General features: G+C 65.0%; 14 protein-coding genes. 8 read left to right on the forward strand and 6 right to left on the reverse strand.

The window, feature by feature from the left end; all coding sequences use genetic code 11:
* Positions 1 to 32 precede the first annotated feature (32 nt).
* Both IVA91_RS20740 and IVA91_RS20745 read right to left on the reverse strand, forming a co-directional pair.
* Positions 33 to 551, reverse strand: coding sequence for a hypothetical protein (locus tag IVA91_RS20740; protein WP_247277393.1), 519 nt, complete (start codon positions 549 to 551; stop codon positions 33 to 35).
* 181 nt (positions 552 to 732) lie between these two features.
* The gene (locus tag IVA91_RS20745) at positions 733 to 2,280 is read right to left on the reverse strand and encodes an acetolactate synthase large subunit (protein ID WP_247277394.1); all 1,548 of its coding nucleotides are present in this window, start codon (positions 2,278 to 2,280) and stop codon (positions 733 to 735) included.
* Positions 2,281 to 2,548: 268 nt separating this feature from the next.
* Between IVA91_RS20745 and IVA91_RS20750 the strand changes: the two genes are divergently transcribed.
* Together IVA91_RS20750 and IVA91_RS20755 are read left to right on the forward strand one after the other, a co-directional pair.
* Positions 2,549 to 3,127: a L,D-transpeptidase gene (locus IVA91_RS20750; RefSeq protein ID WP_247277395.1), complete on the forward strand. Its 579-nt coding sequence runs from the start codon at positions 2,549 to 2,551 to the stop codon at positions 3,125 to 3,127.
* An 80-nt stretch (positions 3,128 to 3,207) separates the two neighbouring features.
* A complete protein-coding gene (locus IVA91_RS20755) occupies positions 3,208 to 4,023 on the forward strand; it encodes a DUF2927 domain-containing protein (RefSeq protein ID WP_247277396.1) in 816 nt (271 codons plus the stop codon).
* A gap of 288 nt (positions 4,024 to 4,311) precedes the next feature.
* Here the strand turns inward: IVA91_RS20755 and IVA91_RS20760 are convergent, their stop codons facing one another.
* Together IVA91_RS20760 and IVA91_RS20765 are read right to left on the reverse strand one after the other, a co-directional pair.
* Positions 4,312 to 5,118: a class I SAM-dependent methyltransferase gene (locus tag IVA91_RS20760; protein WP_247277397.1), complete on the reverse strand. Its 807-nt coding sequence runs from the start codon at positions 5,116 to 5,118 to the stop codon at positions 4,312 to 4,314.
* A 226-nt stretch (positions 5,119 to 5,344) separates the two neighbouring features.
* Entirely contained in the window at positions 5,345 to 6,472 is a 1,128-nt protein-coding gene (locus IVA91_RS20765; RefSeq protein ID WP_247277398.1) for a threonine synthase, read from the reverse strand.
* 381 nt (positions 6,473 to 6,853) lie between these two features.
* Here IVA91_RS20765 and IVA91_RS20770 point away from each other — a divergent pair, with 381 nt between their 5' ends.
* From IVA91_RS20770 to IVA91_RS20785, 4 genes are all read left to right on the forward strand, one after another.
* Complete coding sequence (locus tag IVA91_RS20770) at positions 6,854 to 8,110, forward strand: GTP cyclohydrolase II (RefSeq protein ID WP_247277399.1); 1,257 nt, start codon at positions 6,854 to 6,856, stop codon at positions 8,108 to 8,110.
* Between the two features lie 7 nt (positions 8,111 to 8,117).
* Entirely contained in the window at positions 8,118 to 9,356 is a 1,239-nt protein-coding gene (locus IVA91_RS20775; RefSeq protein WP_247448703.1) for a URC4/urg3 family protein, read from the forward strand.
* A gap of 167 nt (positions 9,357 to 9,523) precedes the next feature.
* Complete coding sequence (gene upp, locus IVA91_RS20780) at positions 9,524 to 10,153, forward strand: uracil phosphoribosyltransferase (protein ID WP_018317218.1); 630 nt, start codon at positions 9,524 to 9,526, stop codon at positions 10,151 to 10,153.
* 67 nt (positions 10,154 to 10,220) lie between these two features.
* Complete coding sequence (locus IVA91_RS20785; RefSeq protein WP_247277401.1) at positions 10,221 to 10,433, forward strand: hypothetical protein; 213 nt, start codon at positions 10,221 to 10,223, stop codon at positions 10,431 to 10,433.
* An 11-nt stretch (positions 10,434 to 10,444) separates the two neighbouring features.
* Here IVA91_RS20785 and IVA91_RS20790 read toward each other — a convergent pair whose 3' ends face one another.
* Together IVA91_RS20790 and IVA91_RS20795 are read right to left on the reverse strand one after the other, a co-directional pair.
* Positions 10,445 to 11,557, reverse strand: a complete 1,113-nt coding sequence (locus IVA91_RS20790) for a M48 family metallopeptidase (protein WP_247277402.1) — start codon at positions 11,555 to 11,557, stop codon at positions 10,445 to 10,447.
* A 3-nt stretch (positions 11,558 to 11,560) separates the two neighbouring features.
* Entirely contained in the window at positions 11,561 to 12,706 is a 1,146-nt protein-coding gene (locus tag IVA91_RS20795) for a YjgN family protein (protein ID WP_247277745.1), read from the reverse strand.
* 306 nt (positions 12,707 to 13,012) lie between these two features.
* On the opposite strand from IVA91_RS20795, the gene IVA91_RS20800 reads away from it, so the two are divergent.
* On the forward strand, positions 13,013 to 14,278 hold the full coding sequence (locus IVA91_RS20800; RefSeq protein ID WP_247277403.1) for a cytochrome P450: 1,266 nt from the start codon (positions 13,013 to 13,015) through the stop codon (positions 14,276 to 14,278).
* A gap of 65 nt (positions 14,279 to 14,343) precedes the next feature.
* On the forward strand, positions 14,344 to 15,618 hold the full coding sequence (locus tag IVA91_RS20805) for a cytochrome P450 (protein ID WP_247277404.1): 1,275 nt from the start codon (positions 14,344 to 14,346) through the stop codon (positions 15,616 to 15,618).
* Positions 15,619 to 15,827 lie beyond the last annotated feature (209 nt).

Raw genomic sequence — 15,827 nt, forward strand, 5'->3', positions numbered from 1 at the left:
GCGGCGTGCGTGACCGCGCACGCCGCGCTCCGCTATGCGCGAGCTCCGAGACCGGTCTCCTCCAGCCGCATCGCGAACCAGCGCGACAGCGCTTCATCGACGAGCCCGCTGACATAGACCTCCGACATCGTGACGTGGTGCCTGTCCAGCACCAGCAGTACGCCCATCCAATAGGGAAACCAGACATGCACGTCGGTCAGCGCCCTCAGTTTGTGCTGGTCGTGCTCGAGCGGCGTGTGATTGCTCGCCTTGCGGATCTCGACAGTGAGCAAATTGTTCGGGATCTCGCGCTGATGCACGGCGACATCAGGATAGATCGACTTGCCGAGATGGTCGTCGGTCGAGATGATAGTGCCGTGCGGCAGATGCAGCGTGCGCTCACCAAGCCGGTCGTAATTGCAATCAACTGACCAGCCGGAGAACTGCTTCTCCAAGTGCACGGCGAAGCGGTGCGTGATCGCGCGCTCGCCGACGTCCTTCTCGAACAGGAATGCTTCCTGCGCGTAGAAGTCCCGGAGCGCCGCGATCACCTTGTTCAGCTCGGTTTGCATCGTGCCTCCGGGCCCATCACGCGCCCTCAGTTGCGCCGCTGCCAGATCCTCATGGTGAGGAGCGCGGAACGCGCGTCTCGAACCATGAAGGCCCGTATCCCACCTGCAAGCATCCTTCGAGGCGCCCGCTCACGCGGGCTCCTCAGGATGAGGACTGAAGTCGCGGCGCAACCGGCCAGACTCACATCTGGACTTCGATCAGGCGCGGCCCGGGCTCGGCGACGGCTTCGGCCAGCGCCTTGTTGAACTCGTCGGCATTGGTGACGGCGCGGCCAGGCACGCCCATGCCCTTCGCGAGCGCGACGAAATCCAGCGTCGGACGATCGAGCCGCAGCATGTCGTTGGCGCGCTGGCCGGGCTCGCCGGCGCCGACATTGTCGAACTCGCCGCGCAGGATCTGGTAGATGCGGTTGGCGAACACGATGGTGACGATGTCGAGGTTCTCGCGGGCCTGCGTCCACAGCGACTGGATCGTGTACATCGCGCTGCCATCGCCGACCATGGTGATCACCTTGCGATCCGGACAGGCGATTGCGGCGCCGATCGACAGCGGCGTCGAGAAGCCGATCGAGCCGCCCATGTTCTGGAGCCAGTCGTGCGGGGCGGCGACCGCCGTCGGCGGGAAGAAGCCGCGGCCGGTGGTGAGGGATTCGTCGACCATGATGGCGTTCTCGGGAATCGCACAGGCGATCGCCTGTGCGATCGAGGCAAAGGTGAGCGCGCCGGTCGGCTTGACCAGTTCCTGCAAAGCCTGCGGCTTGACGTCCTTGGCGCTGGCCTTTACGGCGCCCGCAAGCGCTTCCAGCGCCGCGACCGAGTTCTCGCCCCAGGAGGTCATGCGATGGACCTCGCAGCCCTGGGGCTTGAGCATGCTCGGCTTGTTCGGATAGGCGAAGAACGCCACGGGATCGTCAGACTCGACCAGCACGATGTGACGGAATTTTGCCAGCATCGGCAGCGCCTGCTCGATGACGTAGTGAATGCGATCGATCGAGAAACGGCCGCGGCCGCGCGCCATCTTGGGACGGAAGGTCGGGCCCATCACCGTGCATCCGGTCTTGCCGGCGATTCGCTCGGCGAGCGCCAGGCCCTGCTCGCTCAGCGCGCTGCCGGTCATCAGCAGCAGCGTGCCCTCGCCGTCGCCATGCAGGATCCTTGCGGCCTGGTCGACCGCCTGCGGCGAATAGCTCGCCCGCTGCTGCTCGGCCGGAACCTCGGCGATGCCGTCGGCCTCGTTCCAGGCGGTGTCGGCGGGCAGGATCAGGGTGGCGATCTGCGGCGGCGCGCTCTTGGCGGCGGCAATCGCTGCTGCGCCGTCGGCGGCGACCGATTTGGAATCCGGCGAGGTGCGGACCCAGGACGACATCGGCCGGGCCAGGCCCTCGATGTCGGAGGTCAGCGGCGCGTTGTAGCCGATGTGGTAGACGGCGTGCTGGCCGACAATGTTGACGATGCCGGAATTGGCCTTCTTCGCGTTGTGCAGATTGGCAAGGCCGTTGGCGAGGCCGGGGCCGAGATGCAGCAGCGTCGAGGCCGGTGTTCCCTTCATGCGGAAATAACCGTCGGCAGCTCCGGTGACCACACCTTCGAACAGGCCGAGCACGCAACGCATGCCGGGCACGCGGTCGAGCGCTGCGACAAAATGCATTTCGGAGGTGCCGGGGTTGGTGAAGCAGACGTCCACCCCGCCCTTGACCATTGTCCGCACCAGGCTTTCCGCACCGTTCATCCCAAGGCTCCCACGACAGGCATTGTCCAGATATCCGTGCGATCAATCATTGTTCGCGCGTTCCGTCAAAGCAATAGCCGCCATCGCGGCCCTGCCCGGCGTAACGATGCGCTGGCTGGGCTAATTCCTTTCGGCAGATGGGGCGCGGTTGCCGATTTGGTAACGCCAATCGTTAAGCATGGCGTCCCTCACGCGGCCGTGGCTTGCGAAATGCCCGCAAATATGGCCTCTGGCTTCCATTGAATCGATTTTTTGCTTGGGGGAGACAATGATCCGGTTTTTTGCCGCGCCGATGGCCGCCATGGCACTGGTGTCGGCCATGGCAGGAGGCGCGCTCGCCGAAGAGTTCGACTCGCGCGACATCATGGGCGGCGGCCCGAATTTCTTCCGTTCCGGCGCCAACCCCGTCCCCCGCACCACCGTCATCTATAACGGCAATTACGCGCCCGGCACGATCGTGGTGAACACGAGCGAGCGGCGGCTGTATCTCGTGCTCCAGAACGGCCAGGCGCTGCGCTACGGCATCGGCGTCGGCCGCGACGGCTTCCGCTGGGGCGGGGTGCACAGGATCACCGCCAAGAAGGAATGGCCGGACTGGACGCCGCCGTCGCAGATGCTGGCCCGCCGGCCCGATTTGCCGCGCCACATGAAAGGCGGCGTCGACAATCCGCTGGGCGCGCGCGCGATGTATCTGGGCTCGACGCTGTACCGCATCCACGGCTCCAACGAACCGGAGACGATCGGCCAGGCCGTGTCCTCGGGCTGCTTCCGCATGACCAATGAGGACGTCACCGACCTCTACAGCCGGGTCGCGGTCGGCACCACCGTGGTGGTGCTGAACAACTAGGCCGCCACAGAGGGAACCCGCAGGGCGCGTGAATTTGCGGGCTTGTGCGCGCGACGCGAATGCGGCAGCGTCGCACGACAATGAGCGCATTGAACCTGACCGCGCCCGCCGTCCGCGCCGCCCTGCTGGCGCTCGCCGCGCTCACATTGGTGCCTGACACCGCGACCACGGCCCGAGCGGGCGAACTGCCCGCGATCGCCTCGCGCCAGCGCTCCGAGAAGAAGAGCTTTACCGACGGCGAGATCGTTGACGGTTTTCTCAAAACGGCGTTCGGCGCCGAATATCACCTCGCCGGCCGCGTCGACCGCATCCGCAAGTTCGACGGGCCGGTGCGCGTGTACGCCGAGAGCGACCGCGCCGACCGCAAGATGCAACTCGCAAGGGTCGTGACTGACATCGCCGCCCGCGTGCAGCATCTCGACATCGCCATGACCGACACCAATGAGGCGGCGAATGTGCGGGTGAAGCTCGTGCGCGATCGCGATCTCTACCGCACCCTCACCAGCTTCTACGGCGCGGAGAAGGCGCGCGAGATCCGCACCTCGCTCGATCCGCAATGCCTGTCCGGCTTTCGCAAGAACGACAATTTCGAGATCGAGCATTCCGACGTCATCCTCACGGTCGACAACGGCGATTTCGTCTTCCTCGACTGCGCCTACGAGGAGCTCTTGCAATCGCTCGGGCCCATCAACGACACCGCCAGCGTGCCGTGGACGATGTTCAATGACAACGTCTCGATGGGCTATTTCGACGTCTACGACCAGTACATCCTCAATCTGCTCTACGACCCCCGCATCAAGCCCGGCATGACGGTGCAGGAGGTCAAGGCGGTGCTGCCCCAGGTGCTCGCCGACGTGCGCACATGGGTGAAGCGGGTGAACGATCTGAAGGAATGAGGCGCTTCTTACCCTTCCCTGGAGAGCAGGCAATCGCATATGGGTTTTTGGGCGGCGAATGAGCGCGCGCCTCGTCCTTCGAGACGACCGCTTCCAGCGGTCTCCTCAGGATGAGGCTAAGCGGCACCGGTGTTCGTTGAAACTGCGGTCCTCATCCTAAGGGCCCGCCAAAGCCGGGCGTCTCGAAGGATAGCCGAAGGCGAACAGTCTTCAAATGCGATAGCCCGGCCCTCCAGGGGAGGACGAGCAAGACTTAACCCGGCAAGCCATTAGCCTGAGATCGCGCCCTCACACCTTCCTTGCTCTCGTCATCAGATACTGCTGGCGCATCACGTTGTTGCCGGCATCGAAATATTCCGAGATCAACGCCTCGAACTCGGCGCGGAAGCTCCTGAGCTTGTCCGGCTCGTCCTGATACTGGGCGACGAGCTTGATCAAAGGCCCGATCGTCGTTTCCATGGTGCGGCGGAAATGCTGCGGGCTGAGTGCGGACGGCGTCATCATGTCCATCTCGAAGGAGAGGTCCTGTGCTTTCCCGGCGAGACGCTCGGCGACCGTTTTCGGATCGCCCCACAACACCGGCGACGCCACACCCTCGGGCGGCGGCAGATGGCGGCCGATCAGCGCGAACATCCGTCCGACATAGAGATGTGGCGGCCAAGTGGAGAAAGCGATGGTGCCGCCGGGCTTCAGCACCCGCAGCATCTCGCCGATTGCAAGGTCCGGACTCGGTGCAAACATGTGGCCGAACTGGCTGAGCACCACGTCAAACTCATTGTCGCCATAGGGCAGGCTTTCGGCGTCACCGTCAGCGAAGTCAATATCGAGGTTCACCAGCTGCGCGTGCTCGCGGGCGCGCTCGATCAGAACCGGCGACAGGTCGAGACCCCTGACCTTCGCACCGCGGCGCGCGGCCGTGATTGCGACCACACCCGTGCCGCATGCGACGTCGACCAACCTTTGGCCGGCGACAACGCCGGCAAAACCGACCAGCTTGGCGGCGGCCGGTGTGGTGAACACTTCGATCGGGGTGAACAGCGACCAGGCTTCCTTCTGAACGGCCTTGAAACCTGCAAACGGATCCTGCGCGGTCATGGAACTCTCCTTCTCGAGCTCGATGTTCATGAGGCTGACGACGGACGCCGAAGGTTCAACGCGCTCACCGAAACCTTCTTCCCGTATGGTCCGCCTTGTCCGTCCATCCATGCAAGGCTCCGCGGCACGAGGAACGTGGATGCGCGGGACAAGCCCGGGAATGACGATCCCACTGCAACAGCCTAACCCCGCGCGGGCCCGCGCTACAGGCTCAATAGATCGAAGGCTATTGCACGAGATCGGCAACGGTGGTGGCGGCTTTCAGGCCGGTGCCGGTGAGGACGGCGACCGTGGTCTCGTTCGCCTTGATGGCGCCGGCAGCGGACAGTTTTTCCAGCGCGGCAGCCGCGCTGGCGCTGGTCGGCTCGGCAAACAATCCTTGCCGTGCAAGACGCCGCAGGGCAGCAACGATCTCGTCCTCGGTGAGCGCGACGGTGCCGCCGCCGCTTTCGCGCAAGGCGCCGATGATCTCGCGCAGGCGCAGCGGATTCTTGATGGCGGTGCCTTCGGCGATGGTCTTGTGCACCTCGCGCGCGACAGGCGTATCGACGCCGGCCTGGAAGCTTGCATCGATCGGCGAGCAATTTTGCGGCTGCGCCGCGAACAGGCGCGGCAGCTTTGTGATCTGGCCGGCTTTGCGCAGCTCCCGGAAGCCGAAGGCGCAACCGAGCAGGCTGCTGCCGGCACCGACCGGGACGATGACGTTGTCGGGCGCGTGGAAGCCGAGGTCCTCCCAGATCTCATAGGCGAGCGATTTGGTGCCTTCGAGGAAAAACGGCTGCCAATTGTGGCTGGCGTAGAACGTCTGGTGCGACTGGCGGATCGCCTCGGCCTCCGATTCCTCGCGCGGGCCATCGACGAGCTGCACCGCGGCGCCATAGGCGCGCACCTGCGCGATCTTGGCCGGTGAGGTCGAGGCAGGCGCGAGGATCTTCACGCGCATGCCGCCGGCGGCACCCAGCCCGGCCATGGACGAGCCGCCATTGCCTGAGGAATCCTCCAGCACCGCATTGATGCCGATCTGGCGCAGGAAGGACAGCATCACGGAAGAGCCACGGTCCTTGAAGCTGCCGGTCGGGTTGAACCATTCGAGCTTGAACAGCGGCCGCAGTTCGCCCCAATCCTGCTGGACCAGGGGCGTGCAGCCCTCGCCGAGCGTGATCGGCTTTGCGATCTCGACCGGGAGCGCCGCCCGGTAACGCCAGAGCGATCGCATGCGGCCATCGATGTCTTCGCGCGACATGCCGGCGCCCGGCGTCACCAGCAACGGCGTGCGCTCGTCCGAGCACCAGCGCGGCCGGTCCAGCGGATAGAGTTGTCCGTTGCGGGGGTCGATGTAGCTGGCGGCGGGCATGGCAGTCTCCAAGGCGAGGCGATCCTACGGTTGGGCTGAGTCAGGTTTTGTCGAGAACGTGTCGTCCGCACAGCCAGACCATTCGGCACCCCTTGAAAACACGAAAATTGGAAATATTTCAATCTCTTAAACTGGCCGCACAGGCAGAGCGGCCGGGTCCGCCAACGCGGGCGCGCGGTGCCAAAGGCGGCGCTGCTGGCGCGTTGACGACGGGAATTAGGCACGAAGGGGCTCTGCCCGCCCGGCACGATTAACTTGTCTGTCGTGCCTCGCCGCTACAATATGTCGGATTGAGCTCGCGTCGCCGGTGTCCTCGACTGGCAACGCGACCGAGCCAGGCCCGTCCGAGCGGCGGGCCGTTGGCTTTTTGGGAGCCTGGACATGAGCCGCGCGAACCGTACCGACCACATCCGCCTGACCTCCCATCCGGAGCCGGGCCGGAAGGCCGCCTTCCCGATCCATTGGGGCGCCACTGAGGCGCGCGCCCGGGGTCCGATCATCGGCACGGTGTCGCGCGCTGGGGATCGTAACGTGATCGGCAGCCATGGCGGATCCTACGCGATGTACCGGGCGCTCGCAGTGTCCGCGGGCGCGCTCGATCCGATCCGGCGTCCTGACCTCACCAACACGTTTCCCGCCGCGACCATTGGCCCGTTCCCGCAATGGAATGATCCCACGAAAATCGTCGCGCTCGATCCGTGGGGGCATCTCGTTGCGGAAAACTTCCGCCAGGAGATCGCCGAGGGCTTCGACATCAGGCCGAGCATCGCGGTAACCCGCGCGCGACTGGACCTCCCGGAGATCCGCGAGGCGCTGGCGGCAAACCGGCTACGCGCCGACGGCGAGGTCGTGCACGCCAATGGCAGCGTGTCGGTGGTGAAGATCGCGATCGATCCGGTGTGGTACCTGCCGGGCCTCGCGACTCGCTTCGGCACCGGCGAGACCGAGCTGCGGCGCACGCTGTTCGAGCAGACCGCCGGCATGTTCCCGGAGCTGGTGACGCGGCCGGACATGAAAGTGTTCCTGCCGCCGATCGGCGGCACCACGGTGTACTTGTTCGGCGATGTGACAAAGCTGCCGGACCACCGCACCAAGATCACCTGCCGCGTGCATGACGAGTGCAACGGCTCGGACGTGTTCGGATCCGACATCTGCACCTGCCGGCCCTATTTGATTCACGGCATCGAGGAATCCGCGCGCGGCGCGCAGGAGGGCGGGCTCGGACTCGTCGTCTACAATCGCAAGGAAGGCCGTGCGCTCGGCGAGGTCACCAAATTCCTGGTCTACAACGCGCGCAAGCGCCAGGAGGATGGCGACGCGGCCGCGGCCTATTTCGAGCGCACCGAATGCGTCGCCGGCGTGCAGGACGCGCGCTTCCAGCAATTGATGCCGGATACGATTCACTGGCTCGGCTTGACCCGCATCGACCGCTTCCTGTCGATGAGCGACATGAAATACGACGCGCTGACCTCGCAAGGCATCGACATCGTCGAGCGCGTGCCGATCCCGCCGGAGCTCATTCCCGCCGACGCCTATGTCGAAATCGCCGCGAAGAAGGCCGCTGGCTATTATTCGACCGAAATCGCGCCGGAGAAGGACGTCAACGACGTGGTCGGGCGTTCGCTGGAAAAATACTGATCGCGCGATGGCGGAGGCTTTGGAACGAGAGGCGCGCGCGCTGCTCACTGCAGCGGCGGTTCGCGCGCGGGCCGCGCAGATGCTCGAGATCGGCCTCGCCGGCGGCCTCCAGCATTTCACGATCGATCTCGGCCGCATGGACGGCGTCGCGCAGGCCGTGCTCGCGGTGACGCGCAAGGCCTATCCGAGGCTGGACATTCCCTTCCATGCACGATGGCGGCATTTCGTGCTTGGCGGCGTCGATCGCTGGGCGGAGCTCGCGGACGCTACGTCCTGGCCGGATCGCGCGGCGCGGGCGCGCGCGGAGTTCGACCTCGCCATCGTCAGCGTGCTGCTCGATGCCGGCGCGGGTGCGGCGTGGCGATATCGCGACGCGGTGACAGGAGAAAGCATCGGCCGGTCCGAGGGGCTTGCGATCGCAAGCCTCGATATGTTTGCGGGCGGCCTTTTCTCGCGCGATCCCGGCGCGCCGTTCAGGGCCGATGCGGACGTGCTTGCAAGGCTGCCGCGCGACAGGCTCACATCCGCCTTTCAGGTCGGCGATGCCAATCCACTGCTTGGACTGGAAGGGCGCACGGATCTGCTGCGCCGTCTGGGCAAGCTGGTCGCAGAGCGTTCGGAGGTATTCGGTTTGAACGATACGCCGCGGCCGGGCGGCCTGTTCGATCACATCGCGGCGCAAGCTGTGGGCGGCGCGCTTCCCGCGCCCGCCATCCTCTCCGCGGTGCTGGACCAGCTCGGACCAATCTGGCCGTCGCGGCTGGAACTCGCGGGCATTCCGCTTGGCGATTGCTGGCATCACCCGGCGATCGAGGCGGACGACGCCACCGCCGGTCTCGTACCGCTGCACAAGTTGTCGCAATGGCTGAGCTATTCGCTCATCGAGCCGCTCCAGCGCGCAGGCTTCGAAGTGACCGACATCGACGGCCTGACCGGGCTCGCCGAATACCGCAATGGCGGCCTGTTCGTCGATCACGAAGTGCTGCGTCTGCGCGATGCCGCGGATGCCGCGCGCGCGCATGCCGTGGATTCGCTGCTCGTCGTCGAGTGGCGCGCGCTCACCGTCGCCCTGCTGGACCGGCTGGCAGAGCGCATCCGCGCCAAGCTCGACCGCACGCCTCAGACGTTACCGCTCGCCAGCATTCTAGAGGGCGGCACCTGGGCCGCGGGCCGCGCGATCGCCTTCGCACGCCGTCCGGACGGTTCGCCGCCGCTCAAAGTGATCAGCGACGGCACGGTTTTTTAATAACCCTCTCCCCTTGTGGGAGAGGTGGCTTCGCGAAGGGCGAAGCCGGGTGAGGGTTGTCTCCGCGGGCACATCTCTCATCGAAGTTCGTGGAGACGACCCCTCATCCGGCGCTTCGCGCCACCTTCTCCCACAAGGGGAGAAGGGAAGAAGAAGAGCATCCCATCATGGAAGGCGTCACGATCGTCGATCATCCGCTGGTGCAGCACAAGCTGACGCTAGTCCGGGACAAGTCCATCTCGACCAAGTCGTTTCGCGAGCTGATCAAGGAAATCGGCATGCTGCTGTGCTACGAGGTGACGCGCGACCTACCGCTCGCCGACACGGTCATCGAGACGCCGCTGGCAACGATGCACTCGGCCAAGATCGCCGGCAAGAAGCTGGTGTTCGTGCCGATGCTGCGCGCCGGCACCACCTTCGTCGACGGCATGATGGATCTGGTGCCGACCGCGCGCGTCGCCCATATCGGGCTCTACCGCGAGCCGCACAGCTTTGCCGCGGTCGAGTATTTCTTCAAATCGCCGTCCGATCTCGGCGAACGGCTCGCGATCGTGGTGACGCCCGTGGTCGCCACCGCCAACACGGCCGTCGCGGCCATCGACCGGCTGAAGGAACGCGGCGCCAGGGACATCCGCCTCGCCTGCCTGATCGCCGCGCCGGAAGGCCTCGAGCGCCTGCGCGGACTGCACCCGGACGTTCCGATCTGGACGGCCGCGGTGGACGAAGGCCTCGACGAGAATGGCTTCATCCTGCCCGGCCTTGGCGACGCCGGCGACCGCGCTTACGGAACGCGGTAAGTGCTACGCGCACATTAGGAACAGCTTCCGTCGCGCGATGTTCTCCTGCTCTAGCATGGAGAGCACGATGACCTATCAGAATGATGACCGCAGGACTGACCGTGCGCGCCGCAACAGCCCGGTCGGCTGGGCGATCGGCGCCATCTTCGTGATCGCCGTGGTCGCAGCCATCTTCTTCTACAATGGGCGCGAGGTCGGTCAGCAGACCACGACATCCAGCCCGAACAACGCGCCGAACGTCACCACTGGCTCGAACCCGCCGGCGGCGCCGGCGAAGTAACCCCCGGCGGCTCACACCTTTCCGCTGCCGCAAATCGCCTTCAGCGCCCGCCACTCCTTGTCCGTCAGCAGCGGCGGGCCGCTGGCAGGGCGATCTTCCTTGGTCATGCGCGCAAGACGGTCTTCGGTCAGCGGATGGCTGGCGAGGATCGTCATGAGACCGGAGCCGCCTTCCTTGCCGGTGATGCGGAACATCAGCTCGGCCGCGGGTTTGGGCGAGCGGCCGAGTGCGTGCATGACGTCGATGGCGAAGGTGTCGGCGCCGGTCTCGGCCTCGCGCGAATAGGAGGCTTCGACCACGCTGCGCGAGGCGAAGATCACGGCCGAGGAGCCGGTGACGTCGCCGAACAACAGGCCGATCAGGAACGAGGTGCCACCGTTGTAGATCAGGCCGCGCATGTTGTCGTGATGCTTGAGATGGCCGAGCTCGTGCGCGAGGATGCCGGCGAGCTCGTCGGGGCTTTCAGCCTTGTCGAGCAGGCCCTTCAGCACGAACACTTTGCCGCCCGGGAGCGCGAACGCGTTCGGCACCGAACTCGGCAGCACGCCGGCCGTCATGGAATCGTCGTCGAGGCCGGCGGCATCGCGCAGACGGTTGACGAGCTTTGTGAACGCGGCCTTGCCTGCGGGATCTTCGCAGGCGCTGCGGCCGAAAATGGTCTTCACCTGGACCTCGGACGCATCGCCAATGCGGCGCTCGATCGGTTTCGGCACGAGCGGCGCGAGCCGATCGGCGGCGAGCGGTACGCCGAACAGCACGACGCAGACGATGGAGACGGCGGCGGCCACCGACCAGCCGACGATCCTCGCGACACCACGGCGCGTGGTCTGGCGCTCGTCGAGGCGCAAGCATCGCGCGGTTAGATCGGCTGCGAGCGCGGCATCACGGACCTCGAGCCGCGCGAGTGGCGGCGCGGATGTCGAAGCCAGACGCAAAACCCCGGCCGGGCTGTCGGCGCGGCGGATATCGGCATAGGCCCAGCGAACGGGCGCTTCGCCGTCCTCGGCGATCTCTAGGGCGTCACCGAGCGTCAGCGTCACCTGACGCCTGCGGCTCGAGACACCGTCGAAGAAGATCGCCGGCTTTGCGGACTGCGCGGGGACCTCGGTCAACAACTCACTCACAGCTCAGAATCCCGCAACATCCAGTCCATCGGCAAAACCTTCGCCGAGCGCGCCAGCGAGCTCGCCGCTGCCGCGCACATCCGCGGCGGCCGCGATGTTGTGCACCTCGACGTTCTCCAGCACCTTGGCCCAGAGATCGCGCTGGAGATAGACGCGCATGATGATGTTGACGGCAAGGGCGAGCGCGAAATAGCCGATCACCATCATCACCAGCATCGGGATGCTCTTGGCAGCATTGTCCGGGCCGAACACCTCCTCCACCGGAACGCCGCTCAGGGTGACGACGAGCATGGTGGCGCCGCCAAGATAGGCGGCAAAAGCCATCGAGAGCAGCAGCCACCAGCCGATCACCTTCCAGTACAGGCCGTAGAAGGCGTCATGAGGCAGCCGCGAGGACAGGCTGACGCCGCCGATACGGATGCCGTCGAGCCACCAGCGCCATTCGCGCGCCTTGAACTCGGCATAGAAGAACGGTGCGAGCGGGAAGATCACCAGGACGATCGGGCTGAGCAGCCACAGCCACCAGCCGCGCTTGAAGAACGTCCAGCCGTCGCCTTCGAAATCGCCGGTGAGATCGCCGTAATGGGTGTGCTGCATCTTGTAGCGTTCGAGCGCAGCCTCACGCCAGGGCAGCGCCAGGCCGAGCGTCAGAAACACGAGCAAGCCCCACAGCATGGCACGGAACGAATAGGCCCAGCCCGAGCCGTCCATCCAGAACCGCACGCCGCGCCAGGCCGTGCGCGTCAGGCGATAGCGGCGCGCGCGAAAAATCGCGAACTGGCCGAAGGCATAGAAGGCGATGAAGAGCGGCGCCGAGGCAAAGCCCTGCCAGCGTTCGAACTCGATGCCGACAAGGAAATACGCGAGATAGATCGGCACCAGGATCGCAAGTGCGAACAGGAAGCCGACCAAAAGCTCCTTACCACGTCCGGTGTATTCGGCTGCATCGCCGTCGATCGCGGTGTTGGTCCACAGATGACGGCGGATGTCGGTGACGAGCCAGAACCGGTAGAAGCCGAAGGTGACGAGCTCGAGCATGGCACCCCTGGTGACCAGCTTGCGGAATTCGGGGCGGCTGCCGGTGAAATCGACCCGCATCGGCGGCAGCGGCGGCGGTATGGGTTCGGAGCCGGTGGGGGCCCATTGCATGTCGTTCACGGCGGCAACCTCGGGGTGCGGATCTGTGACGGCCAAACTATAGATCAGAGGTTAGTCGATCCCAAGATAACCGGGTTCGATTTACCTCGATTCCAGTTGGTTTCTTGCACGATCCCCCACTGAGCGGCGTGCGGGAGGCCACGTTCGCGTGCCAGCGTGACGTCCGTCCGACGCTCTCGGGAAGGTTGGATGTGGCAAAACTCTCCTTGCCCCGGCGCAGACAACCGGCTGTAATTGCAAATCAAATACCGCAGCGCAGAATTCAACGACGCGCGGTTCACGACAGGGAGAGCGGTCATGCATGGGACTATCGAGAGCGCAGCCAAGCTCGACGCGTTGCGCGAGCGCGCCACATCGCTGCCGCTGGAGCAGTTCGATCCCGGCGATCCTGAACTGTTCAGGACCGATACGTTCTGGCCCTATTTCGACCGCCTGCGCCGGGAGGATCCCGTGCACTATTGCAAGGACTCGATGTTCGGCCCGTACTGGTCGGTGACGCGCTACAATGACATCATGGAGATCGAGACCAATCATTCGGTGTTCTCCTCCGCCTCCGCACTCGGCGGCATCACGATCCGCGACATCGATCCAGACCTGCGCCGCGAGAGCTTCATCTCGATGGACCCGCCGCGGCATGCGGCGCAGCGCAAGACCGTGGCGCCGATGTTCACGCCGACGCATCTGGACAATCTCGCGCTCAACATCCGCAAGCGCTCGGCCGAGTGCCTGGACAACCTGCCGCGTGGCGAGGTGTTCGACTGGGTCGACCGCGTCTCGATCGAGCTCACCACGCAGATGTTGGCGGTGCTGTTCGACTTCCCCTGGGAGGACCGCCGCAAGCTGACGCGCTGGTCCGACATCGCCACCACCATTCCCGGTCCGGACGGCCTCGTCGCCACCGAAGACGAACGACAGGCCGAGCTGACGGAATGCGCGGGCTATTTCTCCCGCCTCTGGAAGGAGCGCATCGAGCAGCCGCCGAAGAGCGACCTCTTGTCGATGATGGCGCATGGCGCCGCGACGCGCGACATGGATGCGAAGAACTTCCTCGGCAATCTCATTCTTTTGATCGTCGGAGGCAACGACACCACCCGCAACACCATGTCGGGCTCGATCTACGCGCTGAGCCAGCATCCGGACCAATATCGCAAGCTGCGCGAGAATCCTGATCTGCTCGACAGCTTCGTGCCGGAGGTGATCCGCTGGCAGACGCCGCTCGCGCATATGCGGCGCACGGCGCTCTCCGACTTCGAGTTCCGCGGCAAGCAGATCAAGAAGGGTGACAAGGTCGTGATGTGGTATGTCTCGGGTAACCGAGACGAGGAGGTGATCGAGAGGCCCTACGATTTCATCATCGATCGCGCCCGCCCGCGCACGCATCTCTCCTTCGGCTTCGGCATCCACCGCTGCGTGGGCTTGCGGCTGGCCGAACTCCAGCTCAAGATCATCTGGGAAGAGATCCTCAAGCGCTTCGACCATATCGATGTGGTCGGCGAACCCAGGCGGGTCTATTCGAGTTTCGTAAAGGGTATCGAGACGCTGCCGGTGAAGATCGCCGTGTGAGTCGAAGAACTCCCCTCTCCCGCGTGCGGAAAGAGGCGAAGGAAAGATCAACTGGAGCCACGACCATGAACATCCAAGCGCCGGTTAGAGTGAACAAGGCCGAACGCATGCGCAGGGCCCGCGAGGAGGCCTATGCGACGCCGTTGTCGCAATTCCACCCCGGCGCGCCCAGGCTGTTCCAGGACGATACCTTGTGGCCTTGGTTCGAGCGGCTGCGCAACGAAGAGCCGGTGCATTACTGCACCAACGCGCCGATCGAGCCCTACTGGTCGGTGGTGAAGTACAACGACATCATGCATGTCGACACCAATCACGGCATCTTCTCCTCCGACTCCAAGCTCGGCGGCATCTCGATCCGCGACGTGCCCGAAGGCTATGACTGGCCGAGCTTCATCGCCATGGACCAGCCCCGGCACTCGGCGCAGCGCAAGACGGTGTCGCCGATGTTCACCCCTCAGCATCTGGACGAACTGGCCAAACTGATCCGCCAGCGCTCGCAGACCGTGCTGGACAATCTGCCGCGCAATGAGACTTTCAACTTCGTCGAGCGCGTCTCGATCGAGCTGACGACGCAGATGCTGGCGACCCTGTTCGACTTCCCCTGGGAGGAGCGGCGAAAGCTGACGCGCTGGTCCGACGTCTCGACCGCGTTGCCCAAGAGCGGCATCGTCGCCTCGGCCGAAGAGCGCCGCCGCGAGATGGACGAGTGCTATGCCTACATGTCGAAGCTGTGGAACGAGCGCGTCAATTCCGAGCCGCGCAACGACCTGTTGTCGCTGATGGCCCATAACGACGCCACACGCCACATGGACCCCGACAACCTCATGGGCAACATCATCCTGCTCATCGTCGGCGGCAACGACACGACGCGCAACACCATGACCGGCTCGGTGCTGGCGCTGAACGAGAACCCGGAGCAGTACGACAAGCTGCGCGCCAACCCGGCGTTGATCGATTCCATGGTGCCGGAGGTGATCCGCTGGCAGACGCCGCTGGCGCATATGCGGCGCACCGCGCTCCAAGACACCGAGATCGGCGGCAAGCACATCAAGAAAGGCGACCGCGTCGTGATGTGGTACGTCTCGGGCAACCGCGACGAGGAGATGTTCGAGCGGCCGAACGATTTCATCATCGACCGCGCGCGGCCGCGCACCCACCTCTCCTTCGGGTTCGGCATCCACCGCTGCGTCGGCATGCGTCTGGCCGAGCTCCAGCTCCGCATCATCTGGGAAGAGATGCTGAAGCGCTTCGACCGCATCGAGGTGGTCGGCGAGCCCAAGCGGATCTATTCGAGCTTCATCAAGGGGTATGAGTCGCTGCCGGTGCGGATTCCGGGATAGGCTCCGCTCCTAGAAGGCTCTTTGGGGCAAGCGACCTCATCAACCTCCGCTGTCATGCTCCGCGAAAGCGGAGCATCCAGTACGCCGCAGCCTTTCGGTTCCAGCCGTGCGGCCTCTGGAATACTGGATTGCCCGCCTTCGCGGGCCATGACACCGAGGGTGAGGCGAAGAGCGCATCGCCCCTGACACTCCGCAAGCGCAGCGACACC

This window comes from Bradyrhizobium sp. 153 (assembly GCF_023073835.1).
In the GTDB taxonomy this organism is placed as follows: domain Bacteria; phylum Pseudomonadota; class Alphaproteobacteria; order Rhizobiales; family Xanthobacteraceae; genus Bradyrhizobium.